Genomic DNA, 20,924 nt, shown 5'->3' on the forward strand with positions numbered 1-20,924 from the left:
GGTTGATTTAAGTCTTCGGGGCGGCGAACAGCCGGTGACGGTCCGGGCCGGCCGCGGCCCGGACCGCTTAGAGGACCGCGATCGCCCGGTCGGTCGGCGCGACCGGCGCCGGCAGAACGGTGCTGCCCATCAAGAACTTGTCCACCGCGGCGGCGCAGGCACGTCCCTCCGCGATGGCCCAGACGATCAGCGACTGGCCGCGGCCGGCGTCGCCGGCGACGAAAACCCCGTCGGTGTTGGTCATGTAGTAGCCGTCGCGGGCCACGTTGCCGCGGCCGTCGAACTCGGCGTGGACCTGGTCGGTGATGCCGGCCGGTTCCGCGCCGGTGAACCCGAGGGAGAGGAAGACGAGGTCCGCCGGGATGATCCGCTCGGTGCCTGCCTTGGGCAGGCGCTTGCCGTCGACAAACTCGGTTTCGGCGACCTTCACGCCGGTCAGCTTCCCGTTCTCGCCGACGAACTCCACGGTGGAGGCGAGGTACGTGCGTTCGCCGCCTTCCTCGTGGGCGCTGGCTACCTCGAACAGTGTCGGGAACGTCGGCCATGGCTGGTGGGCGGCGCGTTCGGCGGACGGCTGCTTGCCGATCGCCAGCGTGGTCACGGACGCGGCCTTGTGCCGGTGCGCGGTTCCGAGGCAGTCTGCCCCGGTGTCGCCGCCGCCGAGGATCACGACGTGCTTGCCGGCGGCGTTGATCTGGTTCTCCACCGTTTCGCCCGCCACGGCGCGGTTCGCTGGGACCAGGTAGTCCATCGCGAAGTGCACGCCCTCGAGCTCGCGGCCCGGGATCGGCAGGTCCCGCGGGACGGTCGCGCCGGTCGCGATCACGACGGCGTCGTAGCGGCGGCGCAGCTGCTCCCAGGTCACGTCGGTGCCGACCGCGACGCCGGTCCGGAAGCGGGTGCCCTCGGCCTTCATCTGGTCCAGCCGGCGGTCGACGTGCTCTTTTTCCATCTTGAAGTCGGGGATGCCGTACCGCAGCAGGCCGCCGATCTTGTCGTCGCGCTCATAGACGGCCACGGTGTGCCCGACCCGGGTCAGCTGCTGCGCGACCGCGAGCCCGGCGGGGCCGGAACCGACGACGGCGACCGTCTTGCCCGTTAGGCGCGCCGGCGGCAGCGGGGTGACCCAGCCGTTGTCGAAGGCCTGGTCCACGATCGAGACCTCGACCTGCTTGATGGTGACCGCGGGCTGGTTGATCCCCAGCACGCAGGACGCCTCGCAGGGGGCCGGGCAGAGCCGGCCGGTGAACTCGGGGAAGTTGTTGGTGGCGTGCAGCCGTTCCATGGCTTCCTCGCCCTTGTCGCGCCAGACGAGGTCGTTCCATTCCGGGATCAGGTTGCCCAGCGGGCAGCCCTGGTGGCAGAACGGCACGCCGCAGTCCATGCAGCGGCCGGCCTGGGCCTTCAGGACGCCCTTCTCCTGGGCCTCATAGACCTCTTTCCAGTCCATGATCCGGACCGGAACGGGACGGCGCGGCTGGGTTTCACGCTGGCGTACTTTCAGAAATCCGCGTGGATCAGCCACCGGTCACCTCCAGGATTCGAGACCAAACTTCTTCGCCGTCGGGGTCCAGGCCCTCTTCGATGGCGTCAAGACGGGTTTGCTGTACGGCCGCGTAGTCCCGCGGCAGCACCTTGGTTATGCGGGCTGCGGTGTCGTCAAAGTCCTCGAGCAGCCGCGCCGCGTACTGCGACTCGGTTTCCTCAAGGTGCTTGACCAGCAGCCCGTGGACAATGTCGCGGTCCTCGGCGTCGAGTTCGCGCAGCTGCAGCTCCCCCGCGTCTAGGGCCTGCTTGTTGACCCGTTCGGGCTGCAGGTCCAGCACGTAGGCGGTGCCGCCTGACATGCCGGCGCCGAAGTTGCGTCCGGTCCGGCCGAGGATGAGCGCCTGGCCGCCGGTCATGTACTCGCAGCCGTGGTCGCCGATGCCTTCGACGACGGCGGTGGCGCCGGAGTTGCGCACCATGAACCGCTCCCCCACCTGGCCGCGGAGGAACAGCTCGCCGCTAGTGGCGCCGTAGCCGATCACGTTGCCCGCGATCACGTTCCGTTCGGCCGGGAAGACATTGGTGCGGTCCGGGCGGACGATGATCCGGCCGCCGGAGAGGCCCTTGCCGACGTAGTCGTTGGAGTCCCCGAACATCCGCAGCGTGATGCCGGCCGGCAGGAACGCACCGAGCGACTGGCCGGCGGTGCCGGTCAGCGTCACGTCGATCGTGTCGGTGGCCAGCACGTCGGTGCCGAACGTCTTGGTGACGGTGTGCCCGAGCATGGTGCCGACCGAACGGTCCGTGTTGATCACGTCCACGGTGATCTTCACCGGGGTGCGGTCGCTGAGCGCCTCGGCGGCCATCGCGATCAGCCGCTGGTCGAAGTGCTTGTCCAGCTCATGGTTCTGGCCGGTGAGGTTGCGCAGCGGCGCGTCGTCGTCGAACTCGAGCCCGTGCAGGATCGGGTCCAGGTCCAGCCCTTCGGCCTTCCAGTGGCTGATCGCGTCCCGGGTGTCGAGCATCTCGGCGTGGCCGATCGCCTCCTCGAGGCTGCGGAAACCGAGCTCGGCGAGGATTTCGCGGACTTCCTCGGCCAGGAACTCGAAGAAGTTGACCACGAATTCGGGCTTGCCGTTGAACCGGGACCGCAGTTCGGGGTTCTGGGTCGCGACGCCCACCGGGCAGGTGTCCAGGTGGCAGACGCGCATCATAATGCAACCGGAGACCACCAGTGGCGCGGTGGCGAACCCGAACTCCTCGCCGCCGAGCAGCGCGGCAATCACGACGTCGCGGCCGGTCTTGAGCTGGCCGTCCACCTGCACCACCACGCGGTCGCGCAGGCCGTTGAGCATGAGCGTCTGCTGGGTCTCGGCGAGGCCGAGCTCCCAGGGCACGCCGGCGTGCTTGAGCGAGTTCAGCGGCGAGGCGCCGGTGCCGCCGTCGTGGCCGGAGACCAGCACGACGTCGGCCTTGGCCTTGGTCACGCCGGCCGCGACCGTGCCGATGCCGACCTCGGAGACGAGCTTGACGTGCACCCGCGCCGAGGGGTTGGCGCGCTTGGCGTCGTAGATCAGCTGCGCGAGGTCCTCGATCGAGTAGATGTCGTGGTGCGGGGGCGGGGAAATGAGCCCGACGCCGGGTGTGGAGTGCCGGGTGCGGGCCACCCACGGGTAGACCTTCTGGGCCATCAGCTGGCCGCCCTCGCCGGGTTTCGCGCCCTGGGCCATCTTGATCTGGATGTCGTCGGCGTTGGTCAGGTACAGGCTCGTGACGCCGAACCGGCCGGACGCGATCTGCTTGACCGCGGACCGGCGGGTCGGGTCCAGCAGCCGGTCGACGTCCTCGCCGCCTTCCCCGGTGTTGGACTTGCCGCCGAGGCGGTTCATCGCGATCGCGAGGGTTTCGTGGGCCTCCTGGGAGATGGAGCCGTAGCTCATGGCGCCGGTGGAGAAGCGCTTGACGATGCTGGAGACCGGTTCCACTTCTTCCAGCGGAACCGCCGGACGCAGTCCGCCCTTGAACTTCAGCAGCCCGCGCAGCGTCATCAGGTTGGTGGACTGGTCGTCCACGCCCCGGGTGTAGGCCTTGAAGATGTCATAGCGGCGTTCGCGCGTGGCGTGCTGCAGCCGGAACACGGTCTCCGGGTTGAACAGGTGCGGTTCGCCGTCGCGGCGCCACTGGTACTCACCGCCGCCCAGCAGGGGCTGGTGCGGCAGCTCAATCCCGCTTTCGGGGTACGCCATCCGGTGGCGCGCCGCGACCTCGGCCGCGATCACGTCGAGGCCGACGCCGCCGAGCTGGGAGTGCGTGCCGGCGAAGTACTCGTCGACCAGTTCCTGGCCCAGGCCCAGGGCCTCGAAGGTCTGGGCGCCGGTGTACGAGGCGACGGTGGAGATGCCCATCTTGGACATGATCTTCAGGACGCCCTTGCCGAGGCCCTTAATCAGGTTGTAGACGCCGTCCTGCGGGGTGACGCCGGTGACGTCGCCGGAGCTGATGAGCTGCTCCACGGATTCCATCGCCAGGTACGGGTTCACCGCGGAGGCGCCGTAACCGATCAGCACGGCCACGTGGTGGGTTTCGCGGACGTCGCCGGCCTCGACGACGAGGGCGGTCTTGGTGCGGTTGGCGCTGCGCAGCAGGTGGTGGTGCACGGCGCTGACCAGCAGCAGGGACGGGATCGGGGCCCACTGGGCGTTCGAGTCGCGGTCCGAGAGGACGACGTACTGCACGCCGCGGTTGATGGCGCCGGATACCTGCTCGCAGATTTCGGTCAGCCGGGCGCGCAGGGCGTGCTCGCCGCCGTCGGGCCGGTACAGGCCGCGGACCTTCATGGCGACCCGGTCGCCGTCGGCGTTCTCGATGTTCGAGATCTTGGCCAGCTGGTCGTTGTTGATCACCGGGAACGGCAGCGAGACCTGCGGCTGGCGGACCTGCTTGGTGTCCAGCAGGTTGCCGTTGGGACCGATGGCGCAGGTCAGGGACGTGACCAGTTCCTCGCGGATGGCGTCCAGCGGCGGGTTGGTGACCTGCGCGAAGGACTGCACGAAGTAGTCGAACAGCAGCCGGGGCCGCTTGGACAGCACCGCGACGGGGGTGTCGGAGCCCATGGCCCCGAGCGGTTCGGCGCCGGTGCGGGCCATCGGGCCGAGCAGGATCTTCAGTTCCTCGGTGGTGTAGCCGAAGGTCCGCTGGCGGATGTTGACCGAGGCCGCGGTGTGCACGACGTGCTCACGCTCGGGCAGGTCCTTGAGGTCGATCAGGTTGTCCTTGACCCACTCGGCCCACGGGTTGGCGGCGGCGACCTCGGCCTTGACCTCGGCGTCGTCGATGATCCGGCCGGCTTCGGTGTCCACCAGGAACATCTTGCCCGGGGAGACGCGGCCCTTCTTGACCACCTTGGAGGGTTCGACGTCGATGACGCCCACCTCGGAAGCGAAGACGACCAGGCCGTCCTCGGTGATCCAGTACCGGCCCGGGCGCAGCCCGTTGCGGTCCAGGGTGGCACCGACGAGGGCGCCGTCGGTGAAGGACACGGCGGCGGGGCCGTCCCACGGCTCCATCAGCAGGGAGTGGTACTCGTAGAACGCGCGGCGGGCCGGGTCCATGGTGGCGTGGTTTTCCCAGGCCTCCGGGATCATCATCATGATCGAGTGCGTGATGGGGCGGCCGGAGAGCCAGAGCAGCTCGGCGACCTCGTCGAACGACGCCGAGTCGGAGGCACCGGGGGTGCAGATCGGGTAGAGCTCTTCCGGGCTATCCCCGAGCAGCGGGTTGGCCAGCTGCGACTGCCGGGCGCGCATCCAGTTGCGGTTGCCCTTGACGGTGTTGATCTCACCGTTGTGGGCGATGGTGCGGAACGGCTGCGCCAGCGGCCAGGAGGGGAAGGTGTTGGTGGAGAAGCGCGAGTGCACGATCGCGAGCTTGGTCTTGAAGCGGGTGTCCGAGAGGTCCGGGTAGAACGGCTCCAGCTGCGCGGTGGTCAGCATGCCCTTGTAGACGATGGTCCGGGAGGACAGCGAGGGGAAGTACACGCCGAACTTGTTCTGCGCGCGCTTGCGGATCCGCCAGGCCCGGGAGTCGAGTTCGTTCCGGGAGAGCGCCTCGCCGGTGCTGGAGGCGAAGAACGGCTGGGCGAAGTACGGCATGCAGGCCCGGGCCATGGCTCCGACCAGGTCGGCCACGATCGGCACCTCGCGCCAGCCAAGGACGGTGAGGCCCTCGTCGGCGGCGAGCGATTCGATGCCGGCCTTGGCGGCGTCGGATTCGCGCTGTTCGGCCGGCAGGAAGGCGGTGCCGACGACGTACTGGCCGGGGGCCGGCAGTTCGAAGTCCGTGACCGCCCGGAAGAACTCGTCCGGGACCTGCATAAGGAGCCCGGCGCCGTCGCCGGTGCCCTCGTCGGCGCCCACGGCGCCGCGGTGTTCCAGGTTGCGCAGCGCCGTCAGGGCGGCGTCGACGATGTCATAGCCGGGCTCCCCGCGCAGGGTCGCGATGATGGCCAGGCCGCAGGCGTCCTTTTCCTGCTCGGCGTTGTACAGCCCCGCCGATTCCGGCAGGGCGGCGAAGCGCTTGAAGGGGGACACGGCTGCGCCGGCATCATCGTTGCCGGACCAACTGGGGCGGTGAAGAGTTTGGGTCATGGTAGACGTCCTTCCTCCTGATCGTGCGTATGGGAGGGACAACATTGGCCCGAATCGGTGCGCCGGTGTGACGGGCACAACAGTGTGTTTTTCCTACTGGAATTGTAGGCCAGCGGCCGCTTTCCGAACGAACGGTTACGCGGGCCCCGGAACAGGGTTTGCACGGCATCCAGTTGTTGCTGGCCGTACATCCCTTCTTGCCACGACGTTGTGGACCCGGGCCCGGCGGGGGTCGCCGTGCAGCCCGGTGGCCGGTGCTTGGTTACTTGGTGCTGTCAGCTTCCGGCCCGGCCGGTCCGGTCCGGCGGCCGGATACTCCGGCTGCCGGTTCCCCGTGGGCGGCCATGGTGCCGCCGGAGGGTTCCCCGGCCGCTTCGTCAGCGGCCGGAGTGCGGTCCGGACCGCTGTGCTTCTCCGGGACATTATCACGCGATTCACTATCTGAGACATCAGTGTCCGGATCGCGGACGACGTCGGCAGCATCGGTTTCCGGAGCGGCGGCATCCGCGGCAGCGGAGTCCTTTGCGGGTGCGCGGTCCCCCTCTGCGTCGTCGTCAGTGGCGGCGTCGGCGTCGCCCGTGGCTGCGACGGCTGCCGGCTCCCGGCCGGGCAGGTACGGGGTGTCCGCTCCTTCACCCTTGCGAAGCCCCAGGAGAACGAATACGACGGCCGCGGCAACCAGGACGAAGATGCTGGTCCAGACGTTCAGGCGGGTGGTGATGCCGAAGAGGCTGATCTGCTCGGCGTCGTCGATGCGCATCGCTTCGATCCAGACCCGGCCCAGCGTGTAGTAGATGGCGTAGAGCCAGAACAGCCGGCTGCGGCGGAAGTTGAACTTCCGGTCCAGGGCCAGCAGGATGACCACGCCGACGAGGTTCCAGAGGGACTCGTAGAGGAACGTCGGGTGGAAGAGGGTGTCGGCGGGCATTCCGGCCGGGAAGTTGGGGTTGTCGGCGTCGATCTGCAGACCCCATGGCAGCGTGGTGGGGCCGCCGAACAGTTCCTGGTTGAAGTAGTTGCCCCAGCGGCCGATCGCCTGGGCGAGCAGCAGCCCGGGGGCGGCGGCGTCCATGAAAGCGCTGAGCTTGACGCCGGCGCGGCGGCAGCCGATCCAGGCGCCGACGGCGCCGAGCACCACGGCGCCCCAGATGCCCAGGCCGCCGCGCTGGATCTGCGGGATCAGGGACAGGTCGCCAGTGCCGTCAAAGCCGGGGCCGAAGTAGGCGTCCGGGGAGGAGACCACGTGGTAGAGCCGGCCGCCGATGATGCCGAAGGGAATGGCCCAGATGGCGATGTCCCACACGCTGCCCTCAGGGGCGCCGCGGCGGGCCCAGCGCACCGAGGTGAGCCAGAGGCCGGCGATGATGCCGGCCAGGATGCACAGCGCGTAGGCATGGATCCGCAGGGTCCCCCAGGGCAGCGGGATATCGAAGCCGGACCAGTCCGGGCTAGGAATGCTCGCGGGGACCATCGCCGCCGCGCGGAGGACTGACTGCATTGCTTACGCTTCTTCCTTGGTGAGACCGGTGCTGAGCTCTTTCGTCAGGGACGCTACAGCATCCACGCCGCCTTCCCCGATTGCCGCGACGAGGGCCGTTCCGACGATCACGCCGTCGGCGTACGCGGCGATCTCCCGCACGTGCCCGGAGTTGGAGACACCCAGGCCGACGCAGACGCGTTCGGCGCCGGCGGCGCGGGCGGCGGCGACGACGTCCCGGGCAGCGGAGCTGACCGAGGCGCGGGCACCGGTGACGCCCATGATCGAGACGGCGTAGACGAAGCCGCGGCTTGCGTCCACGGTGCGCTTCATCCGTTCCGGCGTCGAGGACGGCGCGACCAGGAACACCCGGTCCAGGCTGTACTTGTCGGAGGCGGCCATCCATTCGGCGGCTTCGTCCGGGATCAGGTCGGGGGTGATCAGCCCGGCACCGCCGGCCTCGGCCAGGCGCCGGGAGAACTCGTCCACGCCCATCCGGACCACCGGGTTCCAGTAGGTCATGACCAGGACGGCGGCGTCGGTCTTGCTGGTGATGCCGTGGACGACGTCGAAGACCTGGCTGACGTGGAAGCCCTTGGCGAGGGCCTCGGTGGTGGCGGCCTGGATGACCTGGCCGTCCATCACCGGGTCGGAGTAGGGGATGCCGATCTCGATCAGGTCGGCACCGTTTTCCGCCAGCGCGATGCCGGCGGCGATGGTGTCCTCGACGCTGGGGTAACCGGCCGGAAGGTAGCCGATCAGGGCGGCACGGCCCTGGGCGCGGGCCCGGTCGATGGCGGCGGCGGACTTGCTGGTGCCGGGCACCGTCGCGTTGGCGCTGTTCTCGGCGGTGCTCACAGCTGTTCCCCCTCCTGGGCGATTTCGTGCTCGGGTGAATCCTTGTCCAGCAGGTTGAACCATTCCGCGGCGGTGGCCACGTCCTTGTCGCCCCGGCCGGAGAGGTTGACGATCACGACCTTGTCCGCGGCTGCCGCGGCGTCGCCGGCGGCCTCGGCTTCCGCGGCAAGCCGCTGGCCGACCTTGATGGCGCCGGCGAGGGCGTGCGCGGACTCGATGGCCGGGATGATGCCCTCGGTGCGGCACAGCAGGCGGAAGGCCTCCATGGCTTCGCTGTCGGTGATCGGCTCGTAGCTGACCCGTCCGATGTCGGCGAGGTAGGAGTGCTCCGGGCCGACGCCGGGGTAGTCCAGGCCGGCGGAAATCGAGTGGGACTCGACGGTCTGGCCGTCGTCGTCCTGCATCAGGTAGGAGCGCGCGCCGTGCAGCACGCCGGGCTTGCCCAGGGTGATGGTGGCCGCGTGCCGGCCGGTCTCCACGCCTTCGCCGCCGGCTTCGAAGCCGTAGATCCTCACGGAGGGATCGTCCAGGAAGCCGTGGAAGATGCCGATGGCGTTGGACCCGCCGCCGATGCAGGCGCACACCGCGTCGGGCAGCCGGCCGGTCTGGTCCAGGATCTGGGCGCGGGCCTCGTCGCCGATGACCTCGTGGAAGTAGCGGACCATGGCCGGGAACGGGTGCGCTCCGGCGGCCGTGCCCAGCAGGTAGTGGGTGGTGCCGACGTTGGCCACCCAGTCGCGCAGGGCCTCGTTGATGGCGTCCTTGAGCGTCTGCGAGCCGTTGGTCACCGGGATGACGGTGGCCCCGAGCAGTTCCATCCGTGCCACGTTCAGGGCCTGCCGGCGGCAGTCTTCGGCGCCCATGTAGACCACGCACTCCAGGCCCAGCAGGGCAGCGGCGGTGGCGCTGGCGACGCCGTGCTGGCCGGCGCCGGTTTCGGCGATGACCCGGGTCTTGCCCATGCGCTTGGCCAGCAGCGCCTGGCCCAGGACGTTGTTGATCTTGTGCGAACCGGTGTGGTTGAGGTCCTCGCGCTTGAGGAAGATGCGCACTCCCCCGGCGTGCTCGGCGAAGCGCTTGGCTTCGGTGAGCAGGGAGGGCCGGCCGGAGTAGTTCTTGTTCAGGTCGGCGATCTGGGCGGTGAAGTCGGGGTCGGCCTTGGCCTTCTCGAACGTGTCCTCAAGCTCGTCGAGGGCGGCGATCAGCGACTCGGGCATCCAGCGGCCGCCGTAGGAGCCGAAGTAGGGTCCGGGGGCGTGGCGCAGCGACGGCGTGGCCTGCGGCCCGTTCTCGTCCGGCCTGTTCCCTTCCAGGAACGCCTCCACCGTGTTGTCCTCGGGGCCCGTCGTAGGCGCATCGGCCATCGGTCTCACCATCCTGTCTGCTAGCTAAAACTGCGGGCCGCACCGGTCCGCCGCGGCGCCCGGCCGGTCATCCGGCCGGGGCGCGGTCAGGAGCGTGCGGCGATTTCTTCGGCCCCGGCGGCCATGAACTCGGCGATCCGCTCCCGCGGGGTCGCGTCGCTGACCAGTGCTTCGCCGACCAGCACCGCGTTGGCGCCGCTGGCGGCGTAGTGCCGGACGTCCTCGACGCCGCGCACGCCGGATTCGCCGACGATCAGGGCGCCGGCGGGGATCCCGGCGGCGAGCCCGGCGAAGACCGAGCGGTCGACGTCGAGCGTCTTGAGGTTGCGGACGTTGACGCCGATGATGCGGGCGCCCGCATCCACGGCGCGCTCGACCTCATCCGGGGTGTGGGTTTCCACGAGCACGTTCATACCGAGCTCATGGCTGAGCGCGCTGTAGTCGCGCAGCTGCGCGTCCGACAGCGAGGCCACGATCAGCAGGATCAGGTCGGCTCCGTGGGCCCGGGCCTCCCAGATCTGGTACTCATCGATCATGAAGTCCTTGCGGAGCAGCGGAACGTCCACGGCGGCCCGGACGGCGTCCAGGTCCGCGAGCGATCCGTTGAACCGGCGCTGTTCGGTGAGCACGCTGATCACGGCGGCTCCCCCGTCGGCGTACTGGACGGCCAGCGACGCGGGGTCCGCGATGTTCGCGAGGTCGCCCTTGGAGGGGCTGCGCCGCTTGATCTCGGCGATCACCTTGAGCTGGTCGCGGGCTGAGGGACCGCCAAGGGCCGCCCACGCGTCCCGTGCCGGAGCTGCGGCCGCGGCGCGGTCCTTCAGTTCGGCGAGCGTGACGAGGCGCTGGCGGGCCTCCATATCCTCCCTGACACCGGCGTTGATGTCATCGAGAACAGTCACTCCTAGTGGCCGGAGTTCTTCAGCTTGCTGCCGCCCACGCCGTAGCCGGCTTTCCGCATCGCGAAGCCCACGACGAGGCCGGCGAGCATGACGACCGCCCCTGCGATGAAGATCGGGGTGTTGGCGATCACGAAGGCGATGGACGCGATGAGCGCGCCGACCAGCATGATGATCACGGTGGTCCAGGCGGCGGGGCTGTTGCCGTGGCCGGTCGGCTCGCTGTGGTCGACGTCGTCGTAGATGCCGGTGCCGGCGGCGGGCTTGGGTGCAGAAACAGGGGCTTTGCTCATCGAAAATCTCCTCAGGATCAATACTGCTTACATTCTGCCATTTATTGGCAGCGTTGTTTGTCGGGGCGTTCGCCGGGGTGTCCGCCAGGGTGCTGCCCGCGCAGCGGGCGGCACTCAGGTGGGGTCGTCGCCGCGGGACAGCCGGTCCCAGCTCTCGATTTCGTCCGCCGGCCGGGCGGGGCCCCCGGCGGCGCCGGTGGCCGCGGCGTCGTACCTGGTCCGGCTCTTCCAGTGCCGCCCGGCCGGGACAATCGCGAGGGCGGCCAGGCCCAGCAGGGCCCCGGCGACGACGGCGAGGACGGGGAACGCGGTCACGGCCACCTGGGCGTTGCTGCCGCTGATGCCGGTGGCGGCGGCGATGGAGCCCTGCGCCGCGGTGAGCGGGTCGGCGAGCACGGTGACGGCGGCGGCCACGATTCCGGCGGCGGCGAGCAGGATGATGGCCGTGATGATCCAGCGGGCCACCCGGCCGGCGATCGAGGCGGCCAGCCCGCCGGCCAGGGCCACCAGGGCCAGGGCGGTGACGGTGGTGGCGGCCTTGCTGCCCTGGACCTGCAGCCCGTCCTGGCTGCCGACGGCCTGGCCGAGCTGGCTCGGGTCCAGTTTGACCGTGAGCCAGGTCTGGGTGGTGGTGCCGAAGACCGCCAGGGCCAGGACGGCGATGAGCAGGACCAGGGTCGACTTCCTGGCCCAGCGAGGAACAGCCGGGCTGGTGCTTTTGACGGTAGTCCCCTGCCCGTTCATTGCGGCGCCGCTCATGCCTGTCCCGTCCCGGGTCCGGGCACGGTGGCGGCGGTGATGTTGCGCAGCGACTGCGCGGTGTGGACGGCGCGCATCGGGGCGGCGGCCTTGTTCACCGTCTCCAGCGCCTCGGTGGCGTTCACCGAATCGGCCACGATCCCGCCGCCGGCCTGCACATAGGCGCGGCCCTCGCGGAGCAGGGCGGAGCGGATGGCGATGGCCATGTCCATGTCGCCGGCGAAGTCGAGGTAGCCCACGACGCCGCCGTAGATGCCCCTGCGGTGGGGTTCGAGTTCGTCCAGCAGGCGCAGCGCCCGGGGTTTCGGCGCGCCGGACAGGGTGCCGGCGGGGAAGGTGGCCTTGAGCACGTCGTAGGCGGTGGCGTCCGGGGCGAGCCGGCCGACCACCGTGGAGACCAGGTGCATGATGTGGCTGAAGCGCTCCACCTCCATGAACTGGGTGACGTCCACGGTTCCGGCCACGCAGACCTTGGAGAGGTCATTGCGGGACAGGTCGACCAGCATGAGGTGTTCGGCGCGTTCCTTCTGGTCCGCGAGGAGTTCCTCGGCCAGGGCCTTGTCGGCCTCGGTGGTCTTGCCGCGCGGCCGGGATCCGGCGATCGGGTGGGTGATGACTTCGTCGCCGGTGACCGTGACGAGGGCTTCGGGTGAGGAGCCCACGATCGAGTACTGCCGGCCGGTGGCGTCCTCGAGGTTGAACAGGTACATGTAGGGGCTCGGGTTGGTGTTGCGCAGCACCCGGTAGACGTCGAGCGGATCGGCGCCGCACTCCATTTCGAAGCGGCGCGAGATCACCACTTGGAAGACTTCGCCGTCGACGATCGCTTCCTTGCCCCGGTCCAGCGCGGCCAGGTAGTCGTTCTCATCCCACCGCTCCTGCACACTGGCGGCGAAGTCTGCTGCCGGGGCCGTGAGCACGGAGATGGGCTGTTCCGTGGGGGCACTGACCCGGGCGAGCAGGTCCTGCACGCGGGCGACGGCGTCGTGCCAGGCTTCGTCGACGCGCTCCGAGCTGTTGTCGAAGTTGATCGCGTTGGCGATCAGCAGCACGGTCCCGTCCATGTTGTCGTGGACGGCCATGTCGGTCACGAGATTCATCGCCAGTTCGGGCAGTTGCAGGTCGTCCTCGGGCGGGCTGGTGAGCTTTTCCCAGTGCCGGACCGCTTCCCAGCCGAGGAAGCCCACGAGTCCGGAGGTGAAGGGCGGGAGTCCCTCGAACCGTTCGGTGTGCAGGGCGCGGACGGTGTCCCGCACGGCGTCCACCGGGCTGCCGTCCAGCGGCACGCCCACGGGCGGTTCGCCGAGCCAGTGCGCCTGGCCGTCCTTGGTGGTCAGAGTGGCACGGGATTTGGCGCCGATGAAGGAGTACCGGGACCAGGCGCCGCCCACGGCGGCGGATTCGAGCAGGAAGGTTCCCGGCTGGCCCTTGGCGAGCTTGCGGTAAAGGCCGATCGGTGTCTCGGCGTCGGCCAGCACCTTGAGCCGGACGGGGATGACCCGGCTGTGGCCGGCGAGCTCCCGGAACTCTTCCAGGCTGGGGCTAATGATTCCAAGGTCCTGCATGGCTGCGATTTTCCGCCTGTTCTCTGGCTGTTGCTAAAGTGCCGGCGCAAGGGCCGGGTGGGTGCACCGGGTCAGTCGGCGGAGCCGACGACGGCGGGAAGTCCGCGCCCGTCGAAGCAGGTCCTGGTGCCGGTGTGGCACGCGGCGCCGACCTGGTCGACGCGGACCAGCAGGGCGTCGCCGTCGCAGTCGAGCGCGAGCGACTTGACCCACTGCACGTGGCCGGAGGTGTCGCCCTTACGCCAATATTCCTGCCGCGAACGGGAGTAGAAGGTGACCCGTCCGGAGGTCAGCGTCCGGTGCAGCGCCTCGTCGTCCATCCAGCCCAGCATGAGCACCTCGTTGGTGTCGTACTGCTGGATGACCGCGGCCACCAGGCCGGCGCTGTCGCGCTTCAGGCTGGCGGCGAGCTCGGCCGGAAGCGGACTTCCGGCGGGTGCGCTGGCGGGTTCGGGGGCGGGGGCGGGCTGCTCAGACATCACTGCCAGTCTAGTGCCTCCGGGCCCGCCGCCCTCCGGGACCGGGCGCCGGCGCTTAACATCCCGGTCGAAAGCCCCGCAGGCGCCGAAACCACGGCGCTTCCAGTGCACATGAACCGGCGTCTCGTGCTAGTTTCACAAGTGATGAATTTCGTCGATCCGTCCCGTGAAGTTCTGGCCGAAACCCTGCTGGCGGCCGGTCCTGACTCCCCCACGCTCTGCAAGGGGTGGCTGACCCGCGATCTGGCCGCCCACCTCTACCTTCGGGAGCGCAAAGCCCGCGTCGGACTGGGCCTGCTGATCAAGCGCCTGTCCAAAGCCTCGGACCAGGCCACGGCGGAACTTGCCGCCGAGCTCCGCACGCCGGAGGCCTACGCCAGCCTGGTCAACACCTTCCGGGCCGGTCCCCCGGCGCTCTCCCCCATGCGGATCAAGGCGCTGGACGAGAGTTCCAACCTGATCGAATACTTCGTGCACACCGAGGACGTCCGCCGGGCCGTGGACCGTTGGGCGCCGCGGGCCCTCGACGAGGCCTACTCCGATGCACTCTGGGACGAGCTGATCAAGCGCGCCGCCATCCTCTACCGGGGCGTGGACCTGGGCATCGTGCTGGTGCGCCCGTCCGGCCCCCGGCACGTGGCCAAACGGGCCCCCGTTTCGGTGGCGATCGTCGGCGAGCCGGGCGAGCTGCTCATGCACGCCCACGGCCGCACCCGGCACGCGCTCGTGACCTTCGAGGGCCAGCCGGACGCCGTCGCGCTGCTGCAGTCCGCCGAAGTCGGGCTCTGAACCCGCCCGGGACACAAAAACTCGACACAAAAAGACGGAGCCACCCGGTGGGTGGCTCCGTCTTTTTTGTCTGTGGCAGGCAGTCTCAGTGGTCGGGAGGCTGGCCGGTCAGCGGACTTCGAAGCCTGCGTCGCGGATGGCGGCCTTGACCTGGGCGATCATGTCCAGCGGGCCGAAGTGGAATACGGAGGCGGCCAGGACGGCGTCCGCCCCGGCGGCAACCGCCGGCGGGAAGTGCTCGGGCCGGCCGGCGCCACCGGAGGCGATCAGCGGCACCTTGACGGCCGCACGCGCCAGCCGGATGAGCTCCAGGTCGAAGCCGTCCTTGGTGCCGTCGGCGTCGATTGAGTTCAGCAGGATCTCGCCCACGCCCCGGTCCGCGGCTTCCTTGGCCCACTCGAGGGCATCGATCCCGGTTCCCTGGCGGCCGCCGTGGGTGGTGACCTCGAAGCCGGAGGGGGTCGGCTGCGACCCCGGGCGGGTGCGCCGGGCGTCGAGCGAGAGCACCAGCACCTGGGAGCCGAAGTGCCGGGTGATCTCGTCGATGACGTCGGGCCGGGCGACCGCGGCGGTGTTGATGGCCGCCTTGTCGGCGCCGTTGCGCAGCAGCTTGTCCACCTCGGCGACGCCGCGGACTCCGCCGCCGACGGTCAGCGGGATGAAGACCTCCTCCGCGGTGCGGCGGACGACGTCGTAGGTGGTTTCCCGGTTGCCCGAGGACGCGGTGACGTCGAGGAAGGTCAGTTCGTCGGCGCCGCCGTTGTCGTAGCGGTGCGCCAGCTCCACCGGGTCACCGGCGTCGCGCAGGCCTTCGAAGTTGATGCCCTTGACCACGCGGCCGGCGTCGACGTCCAGGCAGGGAATGACGCGGACTGCTAGGGACATGGCTGCTCCTGCTCTTCGCTTGCGGGTGTTGGCTTCACGGGCTTCGAATCAGATCCGGCAGGCGTGGATGCTGCTGACCAGGATGGCGCGGGCGCCGAGGTCGTAGAGTTCGTCCATGATCCGGTTCGTCTCCCGCTTGGGCACCATCGAACGGACGGCAACCCAGTCCGAGTCGCGCAGCGGCGACACAGTCGGAGACTCCAGGCCGGGGGTCAGGGCGGCGGCCTGCTCGACGAGCTCCTTACGGATGTCGTAGTCCATCAGGACGTACTGGCGGGCCACGAGGACACCCTGGAGGCGGCGGATCAGCACCTCGGTGGCGGGGTTCTGTTCGCCCTTGCGGCCGATCAGCACCGATTCGGAGTGCAGGATCGGTTCGCCGAAGATCTCCATGCCGGCGGCCTTGAGCGTGGTGCCGGTCTCGACGACGTCGGCGATCGCGTCCGCGACGCCGAGCCGGACCGAGGATTCGACGGCGCCGTCGAGGCGGACGACCTTGGCGTTGATGCCGCGCTGGGCCAGGTAGCCGCGGAGCAGGCCGTCGTAGCTGGTGGCCAGGCGCTTGCCTTCGAGCTGGTCGATGGAGGTGAAGTCGCCGACCGGGCCGGCGAACCGGAAGGTGGAGGCGGCGAAGCCCAGCGGCAGCAGTTCTTCGGCTTCCACCTCGGCGTCGAGCAGCAGGTCGCGGCCGGTGATGCCGACGTCGAGCGTGCCCTGGCCGACGTAGACGGCGATGTCGCGGGGGCGGAGGAAGAAGAATTCGATGTCATTGTCCGGGTCGACCATGACCAGTTCGCGGGTGTCGCGGCGCTGGCGGTAGCCGGCTTCGGCAAGCATGGCGGAGGCGGCTTCGGACAGGGACCCCTTGTTGGGGACGGCAACTCTCAGCATGGGAGGCTCTTTTCTGGTGGTGACGTTCTGGATGTACAGGCACTGCGGGCCACGCGGGGGCCGCTCCGGGACAGACACAGGTCCGGCCGGGGCGGTGCGGCGTGGCTAGAGATGCTTGTAGACGTCTTCCAGGCTGAGGCCTCTGGCGAGCATGAGAACCTGCAAGTGGTAGAGCAGCTGCGAAATCTCTTCCGCGGCGGCCTCATCGGATTCGTACTCGGCGGCCATCCACACCTCGGCCGCTTCCTCCACGACTTTCTTGCCGATGCCGTGGATTCCGGACTCCAGTTCGGCGACGGTGCGGGAGCCCTCCGGGCGGGTGGCTGCCTTCTCACTCAGTTCTGCGAACAGCGACTCGAAATTCTTCACACCCTCCAGCCTACTTGTTCACGGCCGGACCTCGCCTTCCGGGCCGTCGGAAGACGGCCCGGATGTGAGCGAATACACAGCCTAGGCGTACTGTTTGAGCGTGACGGCGGCGGCCAGCGCGGCGGTGACCGCTTCGTGGCCTTTGTCCTCGGTGGAGCCCGGCAGCCCGGCCCGGTCCAGGCCCTGCTGCTCCGTGTCGCAGGTGAGCACGCCGAAGCCGACGGGGACGCCGGTGCGCACGCTGACGTCGGTCAGGCCGATGGTGGCCGCCTCGCAGACGTATTCAAAGTGCGGGGTGCCGCCACGGATCACGACGCCGAGCGCCGCGACGGCGTCGAAATGCGGTGCGAGCCGGGCGGCCGCGACCGGCAGCTCGAAGGTGCCGGGGACACGCAGCACGGTCGGCTCGGCGATGCCGGCGTCCTTGGCGGCGCGCAGTGCGCCGGCCAGCAGGCCGTCCATGATGGTGGTGTGCCAGCTGGCCGCCACGATGGCGAGTTTCAGCTGGGAGGTTTCCTCGGGCTGGAAGGTGGTCAGGTCAATCTGGGGGGCGCCGTGGCCGCTCATGTGAATTCCTTGCTCTGGGGAGGTACGGGGGTTGGACTGCGGGGCGCAGCCGGGGTCAGTCCTGCTCGTGCTCGAACCCGCGGGGCCCCGTCCCGGGCTCCGCTGCGGCAGGCTGCATGTCCAGGACCAGGCGGTGGTCCATCCGGTCCTTCTTGGTCTGCAGGTAGCGGAGGTTCTGTTCGCGGGAGGGGACCTCGGTGGCGACCATCTCGACCACCCGCACCCCCGCCTCGGCCAGCCGGTCCTGCTTGTCCGGGTTGTTGCTCAGCAGGCGTATCTCCTGCAGGCCCATCTCGGCGAGGATCTGGGCGGCGGCCTTGTAGCAGCGCGCGTCCACCGGCAGGCCGAGCTGTTCGTTGGCTTCGACGGTGTCGAACCCGGCTTCCTGCAGGGCGTAGGCCTTGATCTTGTTCGCCAGCCCGATGCCGCGGCCCTCCTGCCCGCGCAGGTACAGCAGCGTTCCGCCGTTCTCGTGAATCAGTTCCAGGGTGTAGGCCAGCTGTTCGCCGCAGTCGCAGCGGTAGGAACCGAACACGTCTCCGGTCAGGCATTCGGAGTGCAGCCGGACCAGCGGCGCGGTGCCGTCCGCGGCGGGGCGCGGGGAGCTGACGGCGAGGTGTTCGGCGCCCGTTTCAAGATCGGTCCAGGCCTGCGCCACGAAGTCGCCGAAGGCCGTGGGCAGCTGGACGATCGGTCCGCCGCTGACCGGGTGCGGCTGCTGGCCCGGGGCCGCCGGGCGCGTTTCAGAAGTCGTCATCGTTTCTCCTCAGTCAAGGTCTCGGGCGGGTTGGGCTGAAGGCCCGGCGGGCTCGGCGGCTTCGAGGTGGGCCACCAGGTCGGCGATCGAGATCAGCGGGCAGCCGTGCTCGAGGGCAAAGCCGCGAAGTCCGTCCAAGCGCATCATCTCCCCATCGTCGTGCACCACTTCGGCAATCACACCGACGGGTTCGAGCCCGGCCAGCCGGCACAGCTCGACGGCTGCTTCGGTGTGCCCGGGACGCTCCCGCACACCCCCCTCAACGGCCCGGAGCGGGAAAACATGCCCGGGCCGGGTCAGGGCGGCCGGCCGGCTCGCCGGGTCGGCGAGGACGCGGGCGGTCAGCGCCCGGTCGGTGGCGGAAATGCCGGTGCTCACGCCGGCGGCCGCGTCGCAGGAGACGGTGTAGGCGGTCCCCTTGGCGTCCTCGTTCACGGCGACCATGGGCGGCAGCCCCAGCGCATCGGCGCGGCTGGCGTCGAGCGGAACGCAGATCACTCCGGAGCTGTAGCGGATGGTCCAGCCCATCAGTGCCGGGGTGGCGTGCTGGGCGGCGAAGATGATGTCGCCTTCGTTCTCGCGGTCCTCGTTGTCCACTACCAGGACCGGCCGGCCGGCGGCCATGGCGCGGACGGCGTCCTCGATCGGGTCCAGGGCGGGCGTTTCGACGGCGAGGCCGCTGGGGTCCTGGAGCCGGCTCATGATGCGGCCTCCGCCCGGTGTGCGCCTTCCTGCCGGGGCGAGGCGGGGGCGAAGGCGAGCAGCCGCTCGGTGTACTTGGCCAGGACGTCGACCTCGAGGTTGACGCCGGCGCCTGGCCGCTTGGCGCCGAGCCCGGTCTCGGCCAGGGTGGTCGGAATGAGCCCCACCTCGAACCACGGTGCCGGCTCCCCGGCGGGGCTCACGGCCGTGACGGTGAGGGAGACGCCGTCGACGGCGATCGAGCCCTTCTCCGCGATGTAGCGGGCCAGCGGCTGCGGCACGCTGAACCGCAGCCGGTCCCAGTTGCCAAGCGCTTCGCGCTCGAGCAGTTCGCCGACGCCGTCGACGTGCCCCTGCACCACATGGCCGTCGAGCCGGCCGCCGGCCGGGACGCAGCGTTCGAGGTTGACCGTGTCACCGGCGGCCAGTGCGCCGATGGTGCTGCGGACCAGGGTCTCGCCCATGACGTCGACGCTGAAGTCCGCGCCCGTGATGTCGGTGGCCGTCAGGCAGACCCCGTTGACCGCGATGGAGCCGCCATGGGCCAGTCCGTCGGTGCTTTCGGGGGCGTGCAGGCGCAGCGTGGCGCTGGTGTCGCCGTTCCGCTCGACCGAGAGCACCTTCCCCTGTTCGGCGATTATTCCGGTAAACATCAGTTGCCTCCTGCGGCAGTGTCCGCGTCGCTGCGCGGGGTGGAATCGGATGAAGTCGTGGTGGCGGGGCGCAAGTGCAGGCGCAGGTCGCGGCCGAGTGTCTGGACGGCGCCGCCCGAAGCCTCGTCCCAGTCCCAGTGCTGGGCATCGGCAAGGGTGCCGATGCCGAGGTCGCCGAGGGCCGCTGTGCCCGACCCGAGCAGGGTCGGGGCCAGGTAGACGATGAGTTCGTCGACCAGGCCGGCGGCGAGGAAGGCGCTGAGGATCTTCGAGCCGCCCTCGACCATCAGGTGCCGGACCCCGGCGTCGAACAGCCGGTCCAGCACTTCGCGGGGGTCCCGGGTGGGCAGGTGCAGCACCTTGCCGTCGGTGCCGTTGACGGCGGCATCTTCCGGGATGGGGCGCAGGCCCATCACGGCCCGCAGCGGCTGGCGCTCGGCGTGTGCGCCGTCAGGAGTCCGGGCGGTGAGCCGCGGGTTGTCGACCAGGACGGTCTGGGTACCGACCAGGATCGCGTCGATCCGGCCACGCAGGGCGTGGTTGTCGGCGAGCGATTCGGCGCTCGAGATCCACTGGCTGGTGCCGTCGCTGGCGGCGATCCGGCTGTCCAGGGTCTGCGCGATGTGCAGGGTCACGAACGGCCGGCGGGCGGCGACGGCGTCGAACCAACGCCGGTTCAGGTCCAGGGAGGCGACCGCGCCCAGCCCCGAGCGGACCCGTACCCCGGCGGCGCGGAGCGTCGCCGCTCCCCCGGCGGCCGGGTCGTGCGGGTCATCGACGGCGTACACGACGTCGGTGATGCCCGCGTCGATGATCGCCCGGGCGCACGGGCCGGTGCGTCCGCAGTGGTTGCAGGGCTCGAGCGTGACCACCATGGTGGTGCCGGCCAGGTCCAGTCCGGCCTCCCGGGCCTGGGCAATGGCGTCGGCCTCCGCGTGGGGGGTGCCGGCGCCGCGGTGGTAGCCGGTCACAAGGGCTGTCCCGTCGGCGTCGATCACGACCGCGCCCACCAGGGGGTTCGCCCCGCGGGGTCCGCGCGCGGCGGCAGCGAGGGCGGTGTCCATGGCGGCGGTCTCCGCGGCGCTGAAGCCGGCGGCCTGGAAGCCCTGGTGCGGGGCTTGTTGCTCCTCGACGTCGTGACCGGCGTGCTGTGCTGGCAGGCTCATTTGCCGCCCGCCCGGACCCGAAGGTACCCGGAGTCGGCGGAGAGCCATCGCAGGGGGTTCATGCGTGTGTCGTTCCTTCCCTCAAGAACCGCGATGGCTCCGGGGGTATACGACAGCGCAGTTCCACGGCACCTGAGGCGCCGTGGGAACAGCTGTACGTGCTTCTCTCATCCAGACTTTAACTGTCGGTACCGGAGTTCCACCGGTTCAACCGTCCGCCGTCGGCCTCCGGGAGGAGGCTGCCGGCTCGCGGGTCGCGGGCTATGACCGCCGGTTCGGACTTACACCGACCCCGGAGCACGTATGTGTGTAGCTAT

19 protein-coding genes and 1 riboswitch are annotated in these 20,924 nt (G+C 69.8%); of the genes, 1 reads left to right on the forward strand and 18 read right to left on the reverse strand.

Going from position 1 to position 20,924, the window contains the following annotated elements:
• Nucleotides 1-67: 67 nt before the first annotated feature.
• The 10 genes from ASG71_RS12660 to hisI all read right to left on the reverse strand — a co-directional run bounded on the left by ASG71_RS12660 (nt 68) and on the right by hisI (nt 13,828).
• A complete protein-coding gene (locus tag ASG71_RS12660) occupies nt 68-1,525 on the reverse strand; it encodes a glutamate synthase subunit beta (protein WP_056739736.1) in 1,458 nt (485 codons plus the stop codon).
• Nucleotides 1,518-6,134 carry a glutamate synthase large subunit gene (gltB, locus tag ASG71_RS12665; protein WP_056739737.1) on the reverse strand — a complete coding sequence of 1,539 codons (4,617 nt, stop codon included), beginning with the start codon at nt 6,132-6,134 and terminating at the stop codon, nt 1,518-1,520. Before gltB ends, ASG71_RS12660 begins: the two co-directional genes overlap by 8 nt.
• Before the next feature lie 262 nt (nt 6,135-6,396).
• On the reverse strand, nt 6,397-7,632 hold the full coding sequence (gene lgt / locus ASG71_RS12670; RefSeq protein ID WP_056739739.1) for a prolipoprotein diacylglyceryl transferase: 1,236 nt from the start codon (nt 7,630-7,632) through the stop codon (nt 6,397-6,399).
• A 3-nt stretch (nt 7,633-7,635) separates the two neighbouring features.
• Nucleotides 7,636-8,469, reverse strand: coding sequence for a tryptophan synthase subunit alpha (gene trpA, locus ASG71_RS12675; RefSeq protein ID WP_082575111.1), 834 nt, complete (start codon nt 8,467-8,469; stop codon nt 7,636-7,638).
• Nucleotides 8,466-9,833 carry a tryptophan synthase subunit beta gene (trpB, locus tag ASG71_RS12680; RefSeq protein ID WP_056739741.1) on the reverse strand — a complete coding sequence of 456 codons (1,368 nt, stop codon included), beginning with the start codon at nt 9,831-9,833 and terminating at the stop codon, nt 8,466-8,468. Before trpB ends, trpA begins: the two co-directional genes overlap by 4 nt.
• An 86-nt stretch (nt 9,834-9,919) precedes the next feature.
• Nucleotides 9,920-10,735 carry an indole-3-glycerol phosphate synthase TrpC gene (gene trpC / locus ASG71_RS12685; RefSeq protein WP_082575112.1) on the reverse strand — a complete coding sequence of 272 codons (816 nt, stop codon included), beginning with the start codon at nt 10,733-10,735 and terminating at the stop codon, nt 9,920-9,922.
• 2 nt (nt 10,736-10,737) lie between these two features.
• On the reverse strand, nt 10,738-11,025 hold the full coding sequence (locus ASG71_RS12690) for an HGxxPAAW family protein (RefSeq protein WP_056739743.1): 288 nt from the start codon (nt 11,023-11,025) through the stop codon (nt 10,738-10,740).
• A gap of 114 nt (nt 11,026-11,139) precedes the next feature.
• A complete protein-coding gene (locus ASG71_RS12695; RefSeq protein WP_056739745.1) occupies nt 11,140-11,784 on the reverse strand; it encodes a Trp biosynthesis-associated membrane protein in 645 nt (214 codons plus the stop codon).
• Nucleotides 11,781-13,349 (reverse strand): anthranilate synthase component I, encoded by a 1,569-nt coding sequence (locus ASG71_RS12700; RefSeq protein ID WP_056739747.1) that lies wholly within the window; start codon nt 13,347-13,349, stop codon nt 11,781-11,783. The genes ASG71_RS12695 and ASG71_RS12700 overlap by 4 nt, the downstream gene beginning before the upstream one ends.
• Before the next feature lie 71 nt (nt 13,350-13,420).
• Complete coding sequence (gene hisI / locus ASG71_RS12705) at nt 13,421-13,828, reverse strand: phosphoribosyl-AMP cyclohydrolase (RefSeq protein ID WP_056739749.1); 408 nt, start codon at nt 13,826-13,828, stop codon at nt 13,421-13,423.
• 144 nt (nt 13,829-13,972) lie between these two features.
• On the opposite strand from hisI, the gene ASG71_RS12710 reads away from it, so the two are divergent.
• Nucleotides 13,973-14,617 (forward strand): TIGR03085 family metal-binding protein, encoded by a 645-nt coding sequence (locus ASG71_RS12710; protein WP_056739751.1) that lies wholly within the window; start codon nt 13,973-13,975, stop codon nt 14,615-14,617.
• A gap of 108 nt (nt 14,618-14,725) precedes the next feature.
• Here the strand turns inward: ASG71_RS12710 and hisF are convergent, their stop codons facing one another.
• The 8 genes from hisF to ribD form a co-directional block, all read right to left on the reverse strand.
• Nucleotides 14,726-15,502: an imidazole glycerol phosphate synthase subunit HisF gene (gene hisF, locus ASG71_RS12715; RefSeq protein WP_056739752.1), complete on the reverse strand. Its 777-nt coding sequence runs from the start codon at nt 15,500-15,502 to the stop codon at nt 14,726-14,728.
• Nucleotides 15,503-15,550: 48 nt separating this feature from the next.
• On the reverse strand, nt 15,551-16,393 hold the full coding sequence (hisG, locus tag ASG71_RS12720; protein WP_056739754.1) for an ATP phosphoribosyltransferase: 843 nt from the start codon (nt 16,391-16,393) through the stop codon (nt 15,551-15,553).
• A 105-nt stretch (nt 16,394-16,498) separates the two neighbouring features.
• Nucleotides 16,499-16,762: a phosphoribosyl-ATP diphosphatase gene (locus ASG71_RS12725; protein ID WP_056739756.1), complete on the reverse strand. Its 264-nt coding sequence runs from the start codon at nt 16,760-16,762 to the stop codon at nt 16,499-16,501.
• Nucleotides 16,763-16,843: 81 nt separating this feature from the next.
• Nucleotides 16,844-17,329 carry a 6,7-dimethyl-8-ribityllumazine synthase gene (ribH, locus tag ASG71_RS12730; protein ID WP_056739758.1) on the reverse strand — a complete coding sequence of 162 codons (486 nt, stop codon included), beginning with the start codon at nt 17,327-17,329 and terminating at the stop codon, nt 16,844-16,846.
• A gap of 55 nt (nt 17,330-17,384) precedes the next feature.
• A complete protein-coding gene (gene ribA / locus ASG71_RS12735; protein WP_056739759.1) occupies nt 17,385-18,086 on the reverse strand; it encodes a GTP cyclohydrolase II in 702 nt (233 codons plus the stop codon).
• 9 nt (nt 18,087-18,095) lie between these two features.
• Nucleotides 18,096-18,788 carry a 3,4-dihydroxy-2-butanone-4-phosphate synthase gene (gene ribB / locus ASG71_RS12740; protein WP_056739761.1) on the reverse strand — a complete coding sequence of 231 codons (693 nt, stop codon included), beginning with the start codon at nt 18,786-18,788 and terminating at the stop codon, nt 18,096-18,098.
• Nucleotides 18,785-19,441 carry a riboflavin synthase gene (locus tag ASG71_RS12745; RefSeq protein WP_056739763.1) on the reverse strand — a complete coding sequence of 219 codons (657 nt, stop codon included), beginning with the start codon at nt 19,439-19,441 and terminating at the stop codon, nt 18,785-18,787. Before ASG71_RS12745 ends, ribB begins: the two co-directional genes overlap by 4 nt.
• Nucleotides 19,441-20,607 (reverse strand): bifunctional diaminohydroxyphosphoribosylaminopyrimidine deaminase/5-amino-6-(5-phosphoribosylamino)uracil reductase RibD, encoded by a 1,167-nt coding sequence (gene ribD, locus ASG71_RS12750; protein WP_082575113.1) that lies wholly within the window; start codon nt 20,605-20,607, stop codon nt 19,441-19,443. The genes ASG71_RS12745 and ribD overlap by 1 nt, the downstream gene beginning before the upstream one ends.
• A gap of 154 nt (nt 20,608-20,761) precedes the next feature.
• Nucleotides 20,762-20,912, reverse strand: a riboswitch (FMN riboswitch).
• Nucleotides 20,913-20,924 lie beyond the last annotated feature (12 nt).

It is taken from the genome of Arthrobacter sp. Soil763, assembly GCF_001428365.1.
Taxonomy (GTDB): domain Bacteria; phylum Actinomycetota; class Actinomycetes; order Actinomycetales; family Micrococcaceae; genus Arthrobacter.